A 16,063-nucleotide genomic window follows, 5' to 3' on the forward strand; every position below is an offset into this window, starting at 1 on the left:
GGTGCACCCGGTGGCGTCGCCCGCCCCGTACGCTGTGTGGTCGTGACCCGCCGTACCTGGACGCTGCTTTTCAGTTCCGTGCTCGTGCTGGTGCTCGGCCTGCTCGGCGCCCTGCTGCCGGTGCCCTATGTCGCACTCGGCCCCGGCCCGGTCTACGACACCCTCGGCAAGGTCAACGACACCCAGGTGGTCGAGATCGGCGGTGAGAACACCTTCCCGACCGGCGGCAAGCTGTCCATGACCACGGTCTCGCTCAACGACGGCATGACCCTGCTCAGCGCCTTCGGCCTGTGGCTGTCCGGCGACTACGCGCTGGCGCCGCGCGAGGAGCTGTTCCCGCCGGAGAAGACCAAGCAGCAGATCGACCAGGAGAACACCAAGGCCTTCCAGGACTCCCAGACCAGCGCCGAGATCGCCGCGCTGCGATACCTGAAGTACCCGGTCAAGGTGCTCGCGATGAAGATCGAGGACAACAGCGCGCTCAAGGGCATCGTGGAACCGGGCGACCGGATCATCGCGGTCAACGGCAAGCCGGTGGCCACCGCGGCCGAGGTGCGCGCCGCGCTGGAGGGCAGCAAGCCCGGCGAGCAGGTCGATGTTCGCTACCAGCACAACACCGATCCGGAGAAGACCGCGCGGGTGACCCTGGGCAAGGCCGAGGACCGGCCGCAGGGCGTGCTCGGCGTGACCTCGGCGGAGCGGCCGGACGTGCCCTTCCAGATCAAGATCGCGCTCAAGGACGTGGGCGGCCCCTCGGCCGGGCTGATGTTCGCGCTGTCCATCGTGGACAAGCTGACCCCCGGCGAGATCAACGGCGGCCAGTCCGTCGCGGGCACCGGCGAGATCGACGCCGACGGCAAGGTAGGCGCGATCGGCGGCATCCCGTTCAAGATGATCGCCGCCCGTGACCAGGGCGCTTCGGTGTTCCTGGTGCCGGAGGGCAACTGCGCCGAGGCCAGGCAGCGCGCCCCTGAGGGGCTCAAGCTGATCAAGGTCGGCACGCTGGAGCAGGCGGTGAACGCGCTGGAGGCGCTGCGGAACAACCAGCCCACGCCCGCCTGCTGAGCGGACCCGCCAGCGCACCGGCCGGGTCCTCGGCGAACCCGGCCGGCGAACCCGGCTCAGTCCTGGAAGGTCTGCCGCAGCGCGGCCAGCAGGTTCGGCGCCAGGTCGGGCTGCTCGACCAGCTCGTCGCCGGGCCCGTCCGGAGCCTTGCGCACCCGCAGCACGCAGGCCCCGGTGCCGTCCCGCAGCACCGCGGCCACCAGCCGGGCCTCCCTGCGGTCCGGGTGCTCGGCGGCGATCCGCGCGGTCTCCTCCGGGTCGGTCCCCGCGCCGTTGAGCTGGTCCTCCGCTTCCGGCGGCAGCACCACGATCTCCTGGGTCACCACACAGCCCTGCACCGCGGCCGGCCACACGATCCGGGCCAGCGCGGTGCCCAGGTCACCGTCGGGCAGACTCTCCTGCGCGATCGGGGTGAGCATGGCGTCGGGGTCCAGGCTGTCCGCCAGCTCGGGTTCCTGTTCCAGCAGCGCGGCCGTCGGGACCAGCGCGAACAGCTGCGGCGGCTGGTCCCAGCCACCGGTCGCGACGAAGTCGTCCACCTCTCGTGCGGCTGCGGGCAGGGCGGCGGTGAAGTCGGGTGCGGAAGACACGGCGCACATCGTCGCACTTCGATAACACGAGGCGAGTCAGGAACCCAAACGGCCGTCCGTAGAGTTGGACATACGGGACGATGCCTGTCCGTTGCTCAGCCGTGTTCTCGGGCCTGGACGACATCCGGCCCAGACCGCTGAAAACTGATCGACCGCAACCCAGGAGCGTGCTCACGTGGCCATGCGGCCCCCGGTCGGGATGCCGAAGCTATCCCGACGTAGTCGGATTCTGCTCATCGTCGGCGCGGTAGTCCTCGGCGCCTTCCTGTTGGCCTCCCAGCTGCTCGGCACCTATGTCGACTGGCTGTGGTTCGGCGAGGTCGGCTTCCGTTCGGTGTTCACCACCGTGCTGTTCACCCGGATCGTGCTGTTCGTCTCGGTCGCCGTGCTGATCGGTGGCGCGGTCGGGCTGAGCCTGTTCATCGCCTACCGCAGCCGGCCGGTGTTCGTGCCGGTGGCCGGTCCGGACGACCCTGTCTCCCGCTACCGCACCGCGGTGCTCTCCCGGGTGCGGATCGTCGGGTGGGGCATTCCCATCGCGGTCGGCCTGATCTCGGGCACCGCCGCGCAGAGCGAGTGGGAACGCGTCCAGCTGTTCCTGAACTCCTCGCCCTTCGGCGTCACCGACCCGGAGTTCGGCCACGACATCAGCTTCTACGCCTTCCGCCTGCCCTTCTACGAGTGGCTGGTCTCCTGGGCGTTCGTGGCGGTGGCCGGCGCGTTCTTCGTCGGGCTGATCGCGCACTACATCTTCGGCGGCATCCGGCTGGCCGGCCGCGGCGGGCAGCTCTCCGTCCCCGCGCGCGTCCAGCTGGCCGTGCTGGCCGGGGTGTTCGTGCTGCTCTACGGCATCTCCTACTACCTGGACCGGTTCGGGCTGCTGCTGAGCACCCGCAAGGACCAGTTCAACGGCGCCACCTACACCGATCTGCACGCGGTGATGCCGGCGAAGCTGATCCTGACCATCATCGCGGTGATCTGCGCGGTGGCCTTCTTCGTCGGCGCGTTCGTGCGCAACCTGCAGATCCCGGTGATCGCCGCGGTGCTGATGGTGCTCTCCAGCGTGCTGCTGGGTGCGGCCTGGCCGCTGCTGCTCGAGCAGTTCTCGGTGCGGCCGAACCCGATCGCCAGGGAGTCCCAGTCGATCGAGCGGAACATCGCCGCGACAAGACAGGCGTACGGGCTGACTCCGGAGAAGGTCAAGTACACCGACTATCCGGGCAAGTCCGAGTCCTCCCAGGCCGAGGTCAAGGCGGACAAGGGCACCATCCCGAACATCCGCCTGCTGGATCCGAACGTGCTCGCGCCGACGTTCACCCAGCAGCAGCAGCGGAAGAACTTCTACGCCTTCGGTGACAAGCTGGACATCGACCGCTACACGATCAACGGCAAGACCCAGGACTACATCGTCGCGGTCCGCGAGCTGAACTCGCAGGGGCTGGCCGAGAACCAGCGGGACTGGCTCAACGCCCACCTCACCTACACCCACGGCGACGGCTTCGTCGCGGCCCAGGCGAACACGGTGAACTCCGCGCTCGAAGACGGCAGCGGCCAGGGCGGCTACCCGAACTACCAGGTCAGCGACCTGTCCTCGAAGAGCATCTTCCACGTGGACCAGCCGCGGATCTACTTCGGCGAGAAGATCACCAACTACGCGATCGTCGGCGCCGCTGGTGGGCAGCCGCAGGAGTACGACACCGACTCCAGCAAGTACACCTACACCGGCAAGGGTGGGGTGCCGATCGGGAACTGGTTCAACCGCCTGGCCTTCGCGGCCAACGAGGGTGAACGCAACATCCTGTTCTCCAGCGCCATCGGCGACGACTCCAAGATCATCTACAACCGCAACCCGCGGGACCGGGTGATGAAGGCCGCGCCGTGGCTGACCGTGGACGCCGACCCGTACCCCGCGGTGGTGGACGGCCGGATCCAGTGGATCATCGACGGCTACACCACGCTGCAGAACTACCCGTACGCCCAGCGCATGTCGCTCGGCGAGACGGTGCAGGACTCGCTGCCCGGCCAGCCCCGGCTGCCCAACACGCAGATCAACTACATCCGCAACTCGGTCAAGGCCACCGTGGACGCCTACGACGGCACGGTGACCCTGTACGCGGTGGACGAGCAGGACCCGGTGCTCAAGGCCTGGCGGGGCGTGTTCCCCGGCCTGGTCAAGGGCAACAACGAGGTCAAGCCCTCGCTGCGGGAGCACTTCAGGTACCCGGAGGACCTGTTCAAGGTCCAGCGCAGCCTGCTCGCCCGCTACCACGTCGACCAGCCCGGCGTCTTCTTCAACCAGAACGAGTTCTGGGACGTGCCGGACGACCCGACCGACGAGTCGGTGGGCACCTCCACCGCCACCGGCAACCGCGAGGGCAAGCTGCCCCCGTACTACGTGGTGGCCCAGCTCAACGGCCAGACCAAGCCGACCTTCCAGCTGACCAGCGCGTTGACCGGTCTGAAACGGGAGTTCCTGGCCGCCTGGGTGAGCGCGTCCTCCGATCCGGAGACCTACGGCCAGATCGACGTGCTCAGACTGCCGACCAACACCCAGACCGAGGGTCCGGGCCAGGTGCAGAACAGGTTCTTCTCCACACCTGAGGTGACGGAGAACCGGACGCTGTTCAACAACCCGAACGCCAGCGCGGTCAACGGCAACCTGATCACGCTGCCGGTCGCCGGCGGGCTGCTGTACGTGGAGCCGATCTACATCCAGCGCAAGGACCAGAACGCCTTCCCGCAGCTGGCCCGCGTGCTGGTGAACTTCGGGAACCGGGTCGGCTTCAAGGCGACCCTGGCGGAGGCGCTGGACCAGGTGTTCGGCGCGGGTGCGGGGTCGAACACGACGAACCCCGGTCAGCCAGGCGGTGGCACCACCACGCCGGGGCAGCCGCCCAACCCGAACACGGGCAGCCTGAGCGAGGCGGCGCAGAAGGCCGCCAACGAGATGGGCACGGCCTGGGCGAAGTACAAGAAGGCGCAGGCCGACGGGGACTACGCGATCCAGGGTCAGGCGCTCAAGGAACTGGACGAGGCGTCCAAGCGTTTCGACCAGGCTCGCCAGGCGCCGCCGCCCAGCACGGGCACCTCTACACCGCCCACTTCGACGCCGGGCGGATGATTCGGAGTGCGGGGTGGGTCACATTTCTGGGTCTCCAGGTGATTCGCCCCGCACCTCCCGCTAGCTGAAAGTCGTGGTCAGGCCCGGTTCGCCGGGCCTTTCCGCTTTTTCTGGGGTCGGACGGGCCGGGCGGCGATCTCTGGCGGTCGTCCTGGGGCGGGTAGGCTGAGGGAAGTTCCCGCAGGTCAGGAGCGGTTTTACCCCCCGATTTGGAAATGCACGGACGTGGGTGTAAAGTAGTTCCTGTCAGCAAGAACGACGGAAACAAAAAAGCAAGACGGCGCGGGGTGGAGCAGCTCGGTAGCTCGCTGGGCTCATAACCCAGAGGTCACAGGTTCAAATCCTGTCCCCGCTACTAGATCCGGCCCCCCAGGGTTTTAAGCCCTGGGGGGCCGGATTCTTTTTTGCGTTTGTGCGCCAATGCCGCCGCTCGCGACGGCGGCCCGGTGGGGCTGGGTCAGTAGTTGCCGAGCAGGCGCTGGAAGTTGCGGGCCTGGACCACCGGGTCGAAGAACTCCGGGGGCACCGCCTCGCCCAGGCTGAGCAGTTCGACCATCATGCCGGTGCCCAGGGTGGCCAGCAGCTGGGTCAGGTCCGCCGACGGCTCGCCGCCGATGGAGAGCAGCATCCGGTGCTGCCAGTCCACGAACACCGCCCTGGCCTCGGCGACCCCCTTGCGCAGCTCCGGGCGGCGGACCGCCTCCATGGTCAGTTCCATGGTGGCGATGACCAGAGTCGGATCGGCCTGGACCGCGCGCATGTGCATCGTGATCATCTGGGCCAGCTCGAACGCGCTGCGGGGCCGCGCCTCGGCCAGCGCGGTCATCACGGCCAGGTGGCGCTCGTTCAGTCTGGCCTGTGCGGCCTCCAGCAGGGCGAGGCGGGTGCGGAAGTAGTACGAGGTGGAGCCGGCGGCCAGGCCAGCCTTGGCGTCCACCGCGCGGTGCGTCAGGCCGCGGGATCCCGCCTCGGCGAGCACCTCGATGGCCGCGTCGGCGATCGCTTCGCGGCGGGTGGGCTGCTCGTTGCTCATGCTCGGTCGCACCTCGGCGTCGTTCCGTGTACTCTACGGCTGTAGAGCCTCTACATTCGTAGAGTCTGGGCCAGGATCTGGGGGAGTGTGTCATGTCGACGCCCACCACTGAATTTCTCACCCTGATGGGGCCGGAGCCGTTCGACCTGCTCACGCGGGTGCGCGAGACTGCGCCGGTGGTCCCGATCGCGTTCCCGGACGGGCTGGACCGGCATCTGGTCACCCGGCACGAGGACGTCCGGCAGGTGCTCGCCGATCCCCGGTTCAGCAGCGACCTGACCGAGTCCGTCAACCAGCTGCAGGGACCCACCGCGCCGGTGACGCGCAAGTTCCAGGAACTGCTCGGCCGGTCCATGCTCAACGTGGACCCGCCGGACCACACCCGGCTGCGCAAGCTCGTGGTGCGCGCCTTCAGCGCCAAGCGGGTGGACGCGCTGCGGCCGCGGATCACCGAGCTGGCCGGGCAGCTGCTGGACCGGGTGGCCGGGCAGTCCGAGATCGACCTGGTGGCCGACTTCTCCTTCCCGCTGCCGGTGCTGGTGATCTGCGAGCTGCTCGGCGTGCCGCCGGAGGACCGGGCGCACTTCAGCGCGCTCTCCCACCAGATGCTGGCCTACCTGGACTCCGAGCGGGCCATCCGGGAGGCCCAGGCCGGCATCGACGGCCTGGTCGCCTACATGAGCGGGCTGATCGAGGCCAAGCGGGCAGCCCCGGCGGACGACCTGATCAGCGACCTGATCGCGATCAGCGAGGACGGGGACCGGCTGGCCCCTGACGAGCTGGTGGCCATGGGCGTGCTGCTGCTCAACGCCGGGCACGAGACCACGGTCAACCTGATCGGCAACGGCATGGTGCTGCTGCTCCAGCGGCCGGACGTGCTGGCCCGGTTGCGCGAGGAGCCGGCGCTGGTGGCCGCCGCGGTGGAGGAGTTCCTGCGGCTGGACGGGCCGGTGCACCCGGGGCTGGTCCGGCGGGCGACCGTGGACGCCGAGATCGGCGGGGTGCCGGTGGCCGCGGGCACGCTGCTGCTGCTCGGGATGAGCGCGGCGAACCGGGACCCCCGGCAGTTCGCCAACCCGGATGAGATCGACCTGGACCGCGCGGACAACCAGCACCTGGCCTTCGGCTACGGGATCCACTTCTGCGTCGGCGCGCGGCTGGCCAGGCTGGAGAGCGAGATCGCCTTCAACGCGCTGCTGGCGCGCTACCCGAAGCTGGAGCTGGCGGTGCCCGTCGCCGAGTTGCTCCGGCGGCCCGGCGCGCTGCTGCGGGGCTTCGACTCGGTGCCGCTGCGGGTCGGCGGCTGAGGCGGAGGAGAGCCGGTCGAGGGGGAAGAACGGGCCGGTCCGGCGGAGGGGCTGGACCGGCCCGCCCACGTCGTGGCTAGAGACCCTTGACCCACGCGTGCGCGCAGGCGGGCGAGCACACCCGGCCGTCGCCGTTGGCCACGGAATGCGGCTTGAGCTTCTTGCCGCAGACCATGCAGTTGTCGCGTGGTGCGGACTCGGTGAGCTTCTGCGGGATCAACGCCTTCGCCCGCGCGGTCACATTGCTCTTGACCTTGGTGGCGACCTCGGTCTTCTTCTCGGCCAGCTTCGTTCGGAACCAACTGCGGTGCACGGCAGGACCTCCCCGTCACAGGATCTGCTCGTCGGCGGACGACGGGACCCGTACGGCGTTGGACGAGCCCCGCGCCGAGTGATCTTCCGGGCTGTTGCGCCGTCCGGGGTAGACCTGTGCGCCGGAAACACCGGTCCGCGTCGGCCGAACCACCCGCGTGGGGCTAAGGAACGCGCTGCTGGCTGCGCTGCGTGAAGGAGCGCCGGTACTCACCCGGCGGTAGACCATAGGCGTTCTTGAACACCTTGCTGAAGTGCGCGGCGTCCCGGAAGCCCCAGGAGGCCGCCAGCACCGCCACCGGACGCCCGGCCTGGGCCACGTCCCGCAGGTCGCTGCGGCAGCGCTCCAGCCGCCGGGCCCGCACGTAGGCGGCCAGCGACTCGGGCCGGTCCTCGAACAGCTTGTGCAGGTACCTGGTGGAGACGTGGTGCGCCGCGGCGATGGACTCCGGGTCCAGGTCGGGGTCGTGCAACCGGGCCTCCACGAAGGAGAGCACCCGCAGCAGCAGCGCGCGCCGCGCCGAGTCCGGCTCGATCGACTTCGGCGCGCTGTGCTCGCCGAGCAGCACGCCGAGCAGGTCGATCAGGTTGTCGGTCAGCCGCACCCCGGCCGCGCCGTCGGTGTTGTCCATTGTGGACACCACGTGCCGGAGCAGCTGGGCGACCACCTCGCCGAGCCCGGCCGAGGTGGGCAGCCGGGTGGCCAGCAGCCGGTCCTCCTCGTCGGCGGTGGCCAGCAGCCTGCGCGGGTACTGCAAGACCAGCAGCCGCACGTCCTCCGGCATCACCATCTCGTAGGGCCGGGAACCGTCGTAGAGCACCATGTCGCCAGGGCCCAGCTCGGTGCGCCTGCCGTCCTGGTTCAGCACGCAGTTGCCCTGCGCCACCAGGGTGGTCTTGCACAGCTCGTAACCGGTCTCGCCGCCCCTGCGCGCCCGCCGGATCACGTGCGGGCTGGCGGTGATCTCGTTGACCTGCACCGCGCCGAAGCGCTGGCCGCGCAGGCTCGCCCGGAAGTGCTCGGCCCGCGCGTCGGTGATCTCGATCGGCATCGCGGCCCGTTCACCGGCATCCCGCCAGTAGTCAAGGCGGTCGCGCTCGGTGACAGTGCTGGTGTGCACGAGCACGGGCATGGCGGCCTCCTCCCGGTATCCGTCCAGTGAACCGGGTCAGCGTGTGCGTTGCCAACCACTGTGCGTGCGCTGACGAACAATCGTTGCTCCATCCGGCGATCAAGACTGCCGGTGCGAACCGAGCACGAGGGGGCGCCGCGTATGCGCATGACGGGCGGCCAGGCCCTGGTCGCGCAGCTGCTCGCCGAAGGGGTCCGCGATCTGTCCGGGGTGCCGCACGACCTGCTGGCGCCGGCCACCGAGGCGATCGAGCGCACCGGCGGCGCACTGCGTTTCTATGCCGCGCGGCACGAGCAGGCCGCGGCCAGGATGGCCGACGGCTACGCCCGCGCCTCCGGCCGGATCGGGGTGTGCCTGGTCGGACCGGGCGCCGGGGTGCTGGACGCGCTCTCCGGCCTGGCCACCGCGCACAGCCGGTCCACGCCGGTGCTGCTGCTGGCCGGGCAGGTGCCCTCGCACCTGGTCGGCGCCGGGCTCGGCCTGCCGCACGAGCTGCCGGACCAGTCCGGTGTGCTGGCCGCGCTGACCACCCGGTGCGCGCTGGCCAGGCGGCCGGAACAGGTGCCGGCCATGGTGCGCACCGCGGTCCGCGCGCTGCGTTCGGGGCGGCCCCGGCCGGTGGCGCTGGAGCTGCCGCCGGACGTGCTCGCCGCCGAGGCCGACATCCGGCTGCTGGACCCCGGCATCGACGGCGTGCTCCCGGTGCGCCCGGATGAGGGCGAGATCGAGGCCGCGGCGAAGTTGCTGCGCGCGGCACACAAACCCGTGCTGTACGCGGGCTGGGGTGTGCAGGCCGCGGACGCCGACGCCGAGCTGCTCGCGCTGGCCGAGGCGCTCTGCGCGCCGGTGGTGACCAGCCTCGGCGGGCCGGGCGCGATTCCCGGCGACCACCCGCTGGCCTTCCCCCACCTGGCGGGCAGGCAGCTGCTGCGGGCGGCGGACGTGGTGCTCGCGGTCGGCGCCCGCTTCCTGGACGCCGCCGGCGAGCCGAACCGGATCGGCGCGCACACCAAGCTGGTGCTGCTCAACGCCGACGAGCACGACCTGGGCGGGCCGAGGGAGCCGGACGTGGCGGTGTGCGCCGACGCCCGGCTGGGCCTGGCCGCGCTGGCCGAGGCCCTGACGGACCGGCCGCGCAGTCACTGGCCGGTGTCCACAGTGGACCGCATCTGGGCGTGGACGGCCCGCGAGCTGACCTCCTGCGGGCCGCAGCTGGGCTGGGTTTCCGCGCTGCGCAAAGCGATCCCGGCCGAGGGCGTGCTGGTGGACGAGGTCGGCCCGGTCGGCTGCGTGGTCCCCTCGGCATACCCGGTGCTGGAACCGCGAACCTTCCTCTCCGCCGGGCAGGACGGCGGGCTCGGCGGCGCGTTCGCCACCGCGCTCGGCGCCAAGCTGGCCCAGCCGGACCGGCCGGTGGTGGCCCTGCTCGGCGACGGGGTGGCGGCGTGGAACCCACAGGAGCTGGCCACCGCCAAGCGTTATCGGATCGGTGTGGTCACCGTGGTGTTCAACGAGAACCCGGCGGGCGTGGACTTCCTCAGCCTGGCCAAGGCTTTTGGCGTGCAGGCCACCAGGGCCGCCGACCCGGGCGCGCTGACGGCGGCGGTGGCCCGGGCCATCCACCTGGCCGAGCCGGCGCTGGTAGAGGTGCCGACCGGGCCCATGCCCAGCCCCCGGCATCTGGTGCACGCCCGCAGATCCCCGCGCCCGGCGGTCTCAGTCCGCAGAGGGCCATTCGGGTGATCACCAGGCCCGTTCGGCCCAGAGCGCGACCATACACAATGGACAGAACGGCTGACCAATGTGGACAGCGGGGGAAAGCCGTGGCACCGTTGGACATGTGTCAGAACTGAACGCGACTGCCGCGGCTCTCCTCGGCCTGCTGCACGACGGTCCCAAGACCGGCGGCCAGCTCGTTGCTGCCGCAACGGAACGCTTCGGTGCGTTCTTCAGCGTCACGCGCAGCCAGGTCTACCGGGAACTGCCGGCGCTGGCCGACAACGGCTTGCTCAAGCTCGGCAAGCAGGGGCCGCGCTCCAGCCAGCAGTACCTCATCACCGCGGCCGGCAAGAAGGCCTTCAAGGCCTGGCTGGCCACCGAGCCCGGTCCCGACCACCTGCGCAGCCCGCTGATCCTGCGGCTGATGCATGCGGGCTCGTTGCCGGCCAAGCAGCGCCAGGCGCTGGTGGACACGGCGAAGCAGGCGTACAACAGCCAGCTGGACGAGGCCCGCAACGCGGCCAAGGCCGCCGCCGACCCCTACGCCAAGGCCGCCGCGGACTTCGCCGTGGCGCACACCCGGGCCGTGATCAAGCTGCTGGACGCCATCCCCGTCACCTGAGCGGCCGCTTCCCAGTACGCTCTATGGCTGTGAACCCCGACGTCGCAGCCGACATCAAGGACCTCTCCGCCACCCTGGCCAGCGTGGAGGCGGTGATGGGCCTCGAGAAGTTGCGTGCCGAGGTGGCCGATCTCGACGAGCAGGTCGCCCAGCCGGACCTGTGGAACGACCAGGAACGCGCCCAGCAGGTCACCAGCCAGCTCTCCCACAAGAAGGGTGAGCTGCGCCGGGTGACCGACCTGCGCTCCCGCCTCGACGACCTCAGCGTGCTCTACGAGCTGGCTGAGGAGGAGGAGGACGCGTCCTCGGCCGCCGACGCCGACAAGGAGCTGGCCGAACTGCGCGAGGCGATCGCCTCGCTGGAGGTCCGCACCCTGCTCTCCGGCGAGTACGACTCGCGCGAGGCGCTGGTCTCGGTGCGCGCGGAGGCCGGTGGCGTGGATGCCGCCGACTTCGCCGAGATGCTGATGCGGATGTACCTGCGCTGGGCCGAGCGGCACGGCTACAACACCGACGTGTACGACGTGTCACACGCCGAAGAGGCCGGCATCAAGTCGGCCACCTTCCGGGTCAGGGCGCCTTTTGCCTACGGCACGCTCTCGGTCGAGCAGGGCACGCACCGCCTGGTGCGCATCTCGCCGTTCGACAACCAGGGCCGCCGCCAGACCTCCTTCGCCGCGGTCGAGGTGGTGCCGGTGGTCGAGCAGTCCGACCACGTGGAGATCGACGAGAAGGACCTGCGGATCGACGTCTACCGCTCCTCCGGTCCCGGCGGCCAGGGCGTGAACACCACCGACTCCGCGGTGCGCATCACGCACATCCCGACCGGCATCGTGGTCTCCTGCCAGAACGAGCGCAGCCAGCTGCAGAACAAGGCCACCGCGATGGGCGTGTTGCAGGCCAAGCTGCTGGAGCGCCGCCGCCAGGAGGAGAAGGCCAAGATCGACGCGCTCAAGGGCGAGGGCGGCGGCTCCTGGGGCAACCAGATGCGCTCCTACGTGCTGCACCCGTACCAGATGGTCAAGGACCTGCGCACGGACCACGAGGTGGGCAACCCCTCGGCGGTGCTCGACGGCGACATCGACGGCTTCCTGGAGGCCGGCATCCGCTGGCGCCGCACCGGCTGACCCCGGATCTCCGCCCGCGCGTGTCCGATACGGACGGTCATTTTTGTTGACACTCCGTGCATTCCGGCCAACGCCGGGTACGAATCGGGCCAACGCGCGGGCGGAAAAGGGGTGGTCGGAGTGCCGTTCACCCCATGTAACCGACCGAATACCCGCTTGCGGGCTTGCGTCGCACAGCACCCACACGTCGCATGAGTAGACTCCGGCGTCGTGATTCGGCTCGAACACGTGTCCAAGGCATACAAGACCTCGACCCGTCCCGCGCTCGACGATGTGTCGGTGCACGTGGACAAGGGCGAGTTCGTCTTCCTCATCGGACCGTCCGGCTCCGGCAAGTCGACGTTCCTGCGCTTGCTGCTGCGGGAGGAGACCCCGAGCAAGGGCACCGTGCACGTGGCCGACTACAACGTCGGCAAGCTGTCGCGGCGCCGCGTGCCCAGGCTCCGCCAGCGCATCGGCTGTGTGTTCCAGGACTTCCGGCTGCTGGTGAACAAGACCGTCGCGGAGAACGTGGCGTTCGCGCTGGAGGTCATCGGCAAGCCGCGGCACACCATCCGCAAGGTGGTGCCCGAGGTGCTGGAACTGGTCGGTCTGGACGGCAAGGCGGACCGGCTGCCCAACGAGCTCTCCGGTGGTGAGCAGCAGCGGGTCGCGATCGCGCGAGCGTTCGTGAACCGGCCCCTGCTGCTGCTGGCCGACGAGCCCACGGGCAACCTGGACCCCGACACCAGCCAGGACATCATGCTGCTCCTGGAGCGGATCAACCGCACCGGCACCACCGTGCTGATGGCGACGCACGACCACTCGATCGTCGACGCCATGCGCCGCCGGGTGGTGGAGCTGCACCTCGGCAAGGTCATCCGCGACGACGCCCGAGGGGTCTACGGCGTCGGCCGGTAGTTCCGGTCCCGTCTCCTCCTCCCCGACTACCCAAGGAACGCCGAAGCCCGATGCGCGCCAGTTTTGTGTTCAGCGAAGTCATCACCGGCCTGCGCCGGAACATCACGATGACGATCGCGATGATCCTGACGACGGCGATCTCCCTCGGCCTGCTCGGTGGTGGCCTGCTGATCGTGCGGCTCATCGACAAGGTGCAGAACCAGTACTACGACAAGCTCCAGGTCGGCGTGACCCTTTCTGGCGATCTCAGCGCCAATGACAAGGACTGCGCCCAGGACATCTGCTCTGCCCTGCGCAAGAGCCTGTCCGAGAGCCCGCTCGTGGACACCGTGACCTACGAGAGCCGCGACAAGGCCTACCAGCGGTTCAAGGAGATCTACGCGACCAACCGCGACCTGGTGGAGATCGTCCGTCCCGAGTCGCTGCCCGCCTCCTTCCGGGTCAAGCTCAAGGACCCGACCCGGTTCGAGGCGCTGGCCAAGGAGTACGCCAACAAACCCGGCGTCTCGAAGATCAACGATCAGCGGGCGCTGATCGACCAGCTGTTCAACGTGTTCAACGGCCTGCGCAACGCGACCTTCTTCATCGCGCTGGTGCAGGCATTGGCCGCGTTGCTGCTGATCTCCAACACCATCCAGGTGTCCGCGTTCACCAGACGCACGGAGGTCGGCATCATGCGCCTGGTCGGCGCGACCCGGTGGTACACCCAGCTGCCCTTCCTCATCGAGGCCGTGGTGGCCGGCGTGATCGGCGCCATCCTCGCGGTCAGCGGCCTGGCCATCATCAAGTCGACCATCGTGGACAGCGTGCTGGCCGAGCCGGTGCGCAACGGCGTGATCCCGGCGATCAGCATGGGCGATGTGCTGTTCGTCTCGCCGTGGCTGTTCCTGGTCGGCGTGGTCATCTCCGCGGTCACCGGCTACGTCACGCTGCGGCTCTACGTGCGGCAGTAAACTGGTTGGTCCCCGCACGTAAGGTCTTCTCATGCCCAAAGAAACCGGTCGCAAGGTGATCGCGTCGAACCGCAAGGCTCGGCACGACTACGCGATCGTCGACACCTACGAGGCCGGCGTGGTGCTGGTCGGCACGGAGGTCAAGAGCCTCCGTCTCGGCCGCGCCTCGCTGGTCGACGCGTTCGCGACCGTGGACGACGGCGAGGTGTGGCTGCGGAACGTGCACATCCCGGAGTACTTCCAGGGCACCTGGACCAACCACACCCCTCGGCGCAACCGGAAGCTGCTGCTGCACCGCAGGGAGATCGAGCGCCTGATCGGCAAGCTCAAGGAGAGCGGGCTGAGCCTGGTGCCGCTGTCGATGTACTTCAACGACGGCAAGGTCAAGATCGAGCTGGCCCTGGCCCGCGGCAAGAAGTCCTACGACAAGCGGCACGACCTGGCCAAGCGGGACGCCGAACGCGAGGTGGCCAAGGTCGCCGGACGCATCCGCAAGGGCAAGTGGTGACCGGGCCGGGCTGCGACGAGGAGATCCGCGACTGGGTGCGCGGGCTCGGTCTGCCCGGACTCATCGACATCCACGTGCACTTCATGCCGGAGCGGGTGCTGGCGAAGGTCTGGGCCTACTTCGACGCCGCCGGCGAGCACTACGGCGTGGCCTGGCCGGTGCGCTACCGCTTCGACGAGCCGACCAGGCTGGCGGTGCTGCGCGGCTTCGGCGTGATCGGCTTCGCGCCGCTGCTCTACCCGCACAAGCCGGCCATGGCCGAGTGGCTCAACGACTGGGCCGCCGAGTTCGCCGAGCGGGAGCCCGACGCGGTGCCCACCGCCACCTTCTACCCCGAGCCCGGCGCGGACGCCTACCTGGCCCGGGCGTTGGAGCGCGGCGCGCGCTGCCTGAAGGCGCACGTGCAGGTCGGCGACTACGACCCGGCGGATCCGTTGCTGGACAAGGTCTGGGGCCTGATCGCCGAGTCCGGTGTGCCGGTGGTCATCCACTGTGGACACGGGCCGCTGCCCGGCAGGCACACCGGGCTGGACGTCTTCGAGACGGTGCTGCGCCGCCATCCCCGGCTGACCGCGGTGCTCGCGCACGCCGGCACCCCGGACTACCTGGCCGCGCTGGAGCTGGTGCGCCGCTACCCGAGGGTGCACCTGGACACCACCATGGTCGGGGTGGCCTTCACCGAGCGGAACGCGCCGCTGCCCGCGGACTGGACCGCACGGCTGGCCGAGTTCGGCGACCGGCTGGCACTGGGCACCGACTACCCGAATATTCCGTACGAGTACAGCGAGCAGCTGCGGGCGATCGCGGGCTGGGCCGAGGACCTGGGGCCGGAGTTCCTGCGCGCGGTGCTGCACGACACCCCGGCCCGGCTGCTCGGCCGCTGACTCAGGCCGCGATCACCGCCACGCCGGTCCGGCCGCCGTCCACGTCCAGCACCGCGCCGTGGATGAACTCCGCGTCCGCGCTGGCCAGGTAGACCGCGGCCTTGGCGATGGACTCCGGCGCGCCGATGGCCCCGTACGGGGTGCCCTTCATCATGCCCACGGCCGGGTGGTCGGCCGCGGTGTGCACCACGCCGGGCGAGATCGCGTTGACCCGCACCCCGGCCGGGCCGAACTCCGCGGACCAGGAGCGGGTCATCGACTCCAGCGCGGCCTTGGAGGCGGCGTAGGCCGCGCCGATCGGGATGCCGAGGCGAGCGACCCAGGAGCCGATGTTGACGATCACGCCGCCGCCCTGGGCCGCCATGGCCGGGGCGATGGCGGCGGTGAGGAAGAACGGGGCCTTCACGTTCACGCCGAAGACCTCGTCGAAGCGGGGCTCGGTGGTCCCGGCGGTGCTGGTGCCGCCGATCGCGCCCGCGTTGTTGACCAGCACGTCGATCCGGCCGAGCACCGAGGTGGCCGCGGCGGCGAACTCCCTGGCGGCTTCTGGCGAGCCGCTGAGGTCGGCGGCCAGGAAGTCCGCGCGCCCGCCGACGGCCTCGATCTCGGCCACCACGGCCGCGCCGCGTTCGGCGTTGCGGCCGGTGACCAGGACGTGCGCGCCCTCGGTCGCGAAGGCCAGCGCGATGGCCCGGCCGAGGTTGCTGGTGGAGCCGGTGACCAGCGCGGTCTTGTTCGCCAAGCGCATGGGAGTGACCCTTCCGAGCTGAGTGGACCGTACAGTCCAGA

The 16,063-nt window shown here is 69.9% G+C and carries 15 protein-coding genes and 1 tRNA gene; 11 read left to right on the forward strand and 5 right to left on the reverse strand.

Annotated elements, in window-relative coordinates; translation table 11 throughout:
- Positions 1-42: 42 nt before the first annotated feature.
- A complete protein-coding gene (locus ACWDY5_RS02035) occupies positions 43-1,065 on the forward strand; it encodes a YlbL family protein (RefSeq protein ID WP_449720517.1) in 1,023 nt (340 codons plus the stop codon).
- 56 nt (positions 1,066-1,121) lie between these two features.
- On the opposite strand, the gene ACWDY5_RS02040 is transcribed toward ACWDY5_RS02035, so the two are convergent.
- A complete protein-coding gene (locus tag ACWDY5_RS02040; protein ID WP_449720518.1) occupies positions 1,122-1,664 on the reverse strand; it encodes a PPA1309 family protein in 543 nt (180 codons plus the stop codon).
- 172 nt (positions 1,665-1,836) lie between these two features.
- On the opposite strand from ACWDY5_RS02040, the gene ACWDY5_RS02045 reads away from it, so the two are divergent.
- Both ACWDY5_RS02045 and ACWDY5_RS02050 read left to right on the forward strand, forming a co-directional pair.
- Complete coding sequence (locus ACWDY5_RS02045; protein ID WP_449720846.1) at positions 1,837-4,776, forward strand: UPF0182 family protein; 2,940 nt, start codon at positions 1,837-1,839, stop codon at positions 4,774-4,776.
- Between the two features lie 281 nt (positions 4,777-5,057).
- Positions 5,058-5,131: transfer RNA gene (locus ACWDY5_RS02050), tRNA-Met, on the forward strand.
- Positions 5,132-5,233: 102 nt separating this feature from the next.
- Here the strand turns inward: ACWDY5_RS02050 and ACWDY5_RS02055 are convergent.
- Positions 5,234-5,809: a TetR/AcrR family transcriptional regulator gene (locus ACWDY5_RS02055; RefSeq protein ID WP_449720519.1), complete on the reverse strand. Its 576-nt coding sequence runs from the start codon at positions 5,807-5,809 to the stop codon at positions 5,234-5,236.
- A gap of 92 nt (positions 5,810-5,901) precedes the next feature.
- Here ACWDY5_RS02055 and ACWDY5_RS02060 point away from each other — a divergent pair, with 92 nt between their 5' ends.
- A complete protein-coding gene (locus ACWDY5_RS02060) occupies positions 5,902-7,116 on the forward strand; it encodes a cytochrome P450 family protein (protein WP_449720520.1) in 1,215 nt (404 codons plus the stop codon).
- 76 nt (positions 7,117-7,192) lie between these two features.
- On the opposite strand, the gene ACWDY5_RS02065 is transcribed toward ACWDY5_RS02060, so the two are convergent.
- Together ACWDY5_RS02065 and ACWDY5_RS02070 are read right to left on the reverse strand one after the other, a co-directional pair.
- The gene (locus ACWDY5_RS02065) at positions 7,193-7,429 is read right to left on the reverse strand and encodes a hypothetical protein (protein ID WP_449720521.1); all 237 of its coding nucleotides are present in this window, start codon (positions 7,427-7,429) and stop codon (positions 7,193-7,195) included.
- Between the two features lie 163 nt (positions 7,430-7,592).
- A complete protein-coding gene (locus tag ACWDY5_RS02070; protein WP_449720522.1) occupies positions 7,593-8,561 on the reverse strand; it encodes an AraC-like ligand-binding domain-containing protein in 969 nt (322 codons plus the stop codon).
- A gap of 141 nt (positions 8,562-8,702) precedes the next feature.
- Here ACWDY5_RS02070 and ACWDY5_RS02075 point away from each other — a divergent pair, with 141 nt between their 5' ends.
- The 7 genes from ACWDY5_RS02075 (at position 8,703) to ACWDY5_RS02105 (ending at position 15,274) form a co-directional block, all read left to right on the forward strand.
- Positions 8,703-10,304 carry a thiamine pyrophosphate-binding protein gene (locus tag ACWDY5_RS02075; protein ID WP_449720523.1) on the forward strand — a complete coding sequence of 534 codons (1,602 nt, stop codon included), beginning with the start codon at positions 8,703-8,705 and terminating at the stop codon, positions 10,302-10,304.
- Positions 10,305-10,401: 97 nt separating this feature from the next.
- Positions 10,402-10,902: a PadR family transcriptional regulator gene (locus ACWDY5_RS02080; RefSeq protein WP_283661394.1), complete on the forward strand. Its 501-nt coding sequence runs from the start codon at positions 10,402-10,404 to the stop codon at positions 10,900-10,902.
- 23 nt (positions 10,903-10,925) lie between these two features.
- Complete coding sequence (gene prfB, locus ACWDY5_RS02085; protein ID WP_256509363.1) at positions 10,926-12,029, forward strand: peptide chain release factor 2; 1,104 nt, start codon at positions 10,926-10,928, stop codon at positions 12,027-12,029.
- Between the two features lie 210 nt (positions 12,030-12,239).
- Positions 12,240-12,929, forward strand: coding sequence for a cell division ATP-binding protein FtsE (gene ftsE / locus ACWDY5_RS02090; RefSeq protein ID WP_252482220.1), 690 nt, complete (start codon positions 12,240-12,242; stop codon positions 12,927-12,929).
- Between the two features lie 50 nt (positions 12,930-12,979).
- The gene (gene ftsX / locus ACWDY5_RS02095) at positions 12,980-13,882 is read left to right on the forward strand and encodes a permease-like cell division protein FtsX (RefSeq protein ID WP_252482219.1); all 903 of its coding nucleotides are present in this window, start codon (positions 12,980-12,982) and stop codon (positions 13,880-13,882) included.
- Positions 13,883-13,913: 31 nt separating this feature from the next.
- Positions 13,914-14,390, forward strand: a complete 477-nt coding sequence (gene smpB, locus ACWDY5_RS02100; RefSeq protein ID WP_252482218.1) for an SsrA-binding protein SmpB — start codon at positions 13,914-13,916, stop codon at positions 14,388-14,390.
- Positions 14,387-15,274 (forward strand): amidohydrolase family protein, encoded by an 888-nt coding sequence (locus tag ACWDY5_RS02105; RefSeq protein ID WP_449720524.1) that lies wholly within the window; start codon positions 14,387-14,389, stop codon positions 15,272-15,274. Before smpB ends, ACWDY5_RS02105 begins: the two co-directional genes overlap by 4 nt.
- Before the next feature lies 1 nt (position 15,275).
- Here the strand turns inward: ACWDY5_RS02105 and ACWDY5_RS02110 are convergent, their stop codons facing one another.
- Positions 15,276-16,022: an SDR family NAD(P)-dependent oxidoreductase gene (locus ACWDY5_RS02110; RefSeq protein WP_449720525.1), complete on the reverse strand. Its 747-nt coding sequence runs from the start codon at positions 16,020-16,022 to the stop codon at positions 15,276-15,278.
- Between the last annotated feature and the right edge of the window lie 41 nt (positions 16,023-16,063).

Source organism: Crossiella sp. NPDC003009 (assembly GCF_053591555.1).

Coding starts and splice junctions, on each gene's coding strand:
- ACWDY5_RS02055 (WP_449720519.1), bottom strand. CDS start 5,809: ATGAGCAACGAGCAGCCCACCCGCCGCGAAGCGATCGCCGACGCGGCC.
- ftsX (WP_252482219.1), top strand. CDS start 12,980: ATGCGCGCCAGTTTTGTGTTCAGCGAAGTCATCACCGGCCTGCGCCGG.
- ACWDY5_RS02075 (WP_449720523.1), top strand. CDS start 8,703: ATGCGCATGACGGGCGGCCAGGCCCTGGTCGCGCAGCTGCTCGCCGAA.
- smpB (WP_252482218.1), top strand. CDS start 13,914: ATGCCCAAAGAAACCGGTCGCAAGGTGATCGCGTCGAACCGCAAGGCT.
- prfB (WP_256509363.1), top strand. CDS start 10,926: ATGGCTGTGAACCCCGACGTCGCAGCCGACATCAAGGACCTCTCCGCC.
- ACWDY5_RS02060 (WP_449720520.1), top strand. CDS start 5,902: ATGTCGACGCCCACCACTGAATTTCTCACCCTGATGGGGCCGGAGCCG.
- ACWDY5_RS02040 (WP_449720518.1), bottom strand. CDS start 1,664: ATGTGCGCCGTGTCTTCCGCACCCGACTTCACCGCCGCCCTGCCCGCA.
- ACWDY5_RS02110 (WP_449720525.1), bottom strand. CDS start 16,022: ATGCGCTTGGCGAACAAGACCGCGCTGGTCACCGGCTCCACCAGCAAC.
- ACWDY5_RS02045 (WP_449720846.1), top strand. CDS start 1,837: ATGCGGCCCCCGGTCGGGATGCCGAAGCTATCCCGACGTAGTCGGATT.
- ACWDY5_RS02070 (WP_449720522.1), bottom strand. CDS start 8,561: ATGCCCGTGCTCGTGCACACCAGCACTGTCACCGAGCGCGACCGCCTT.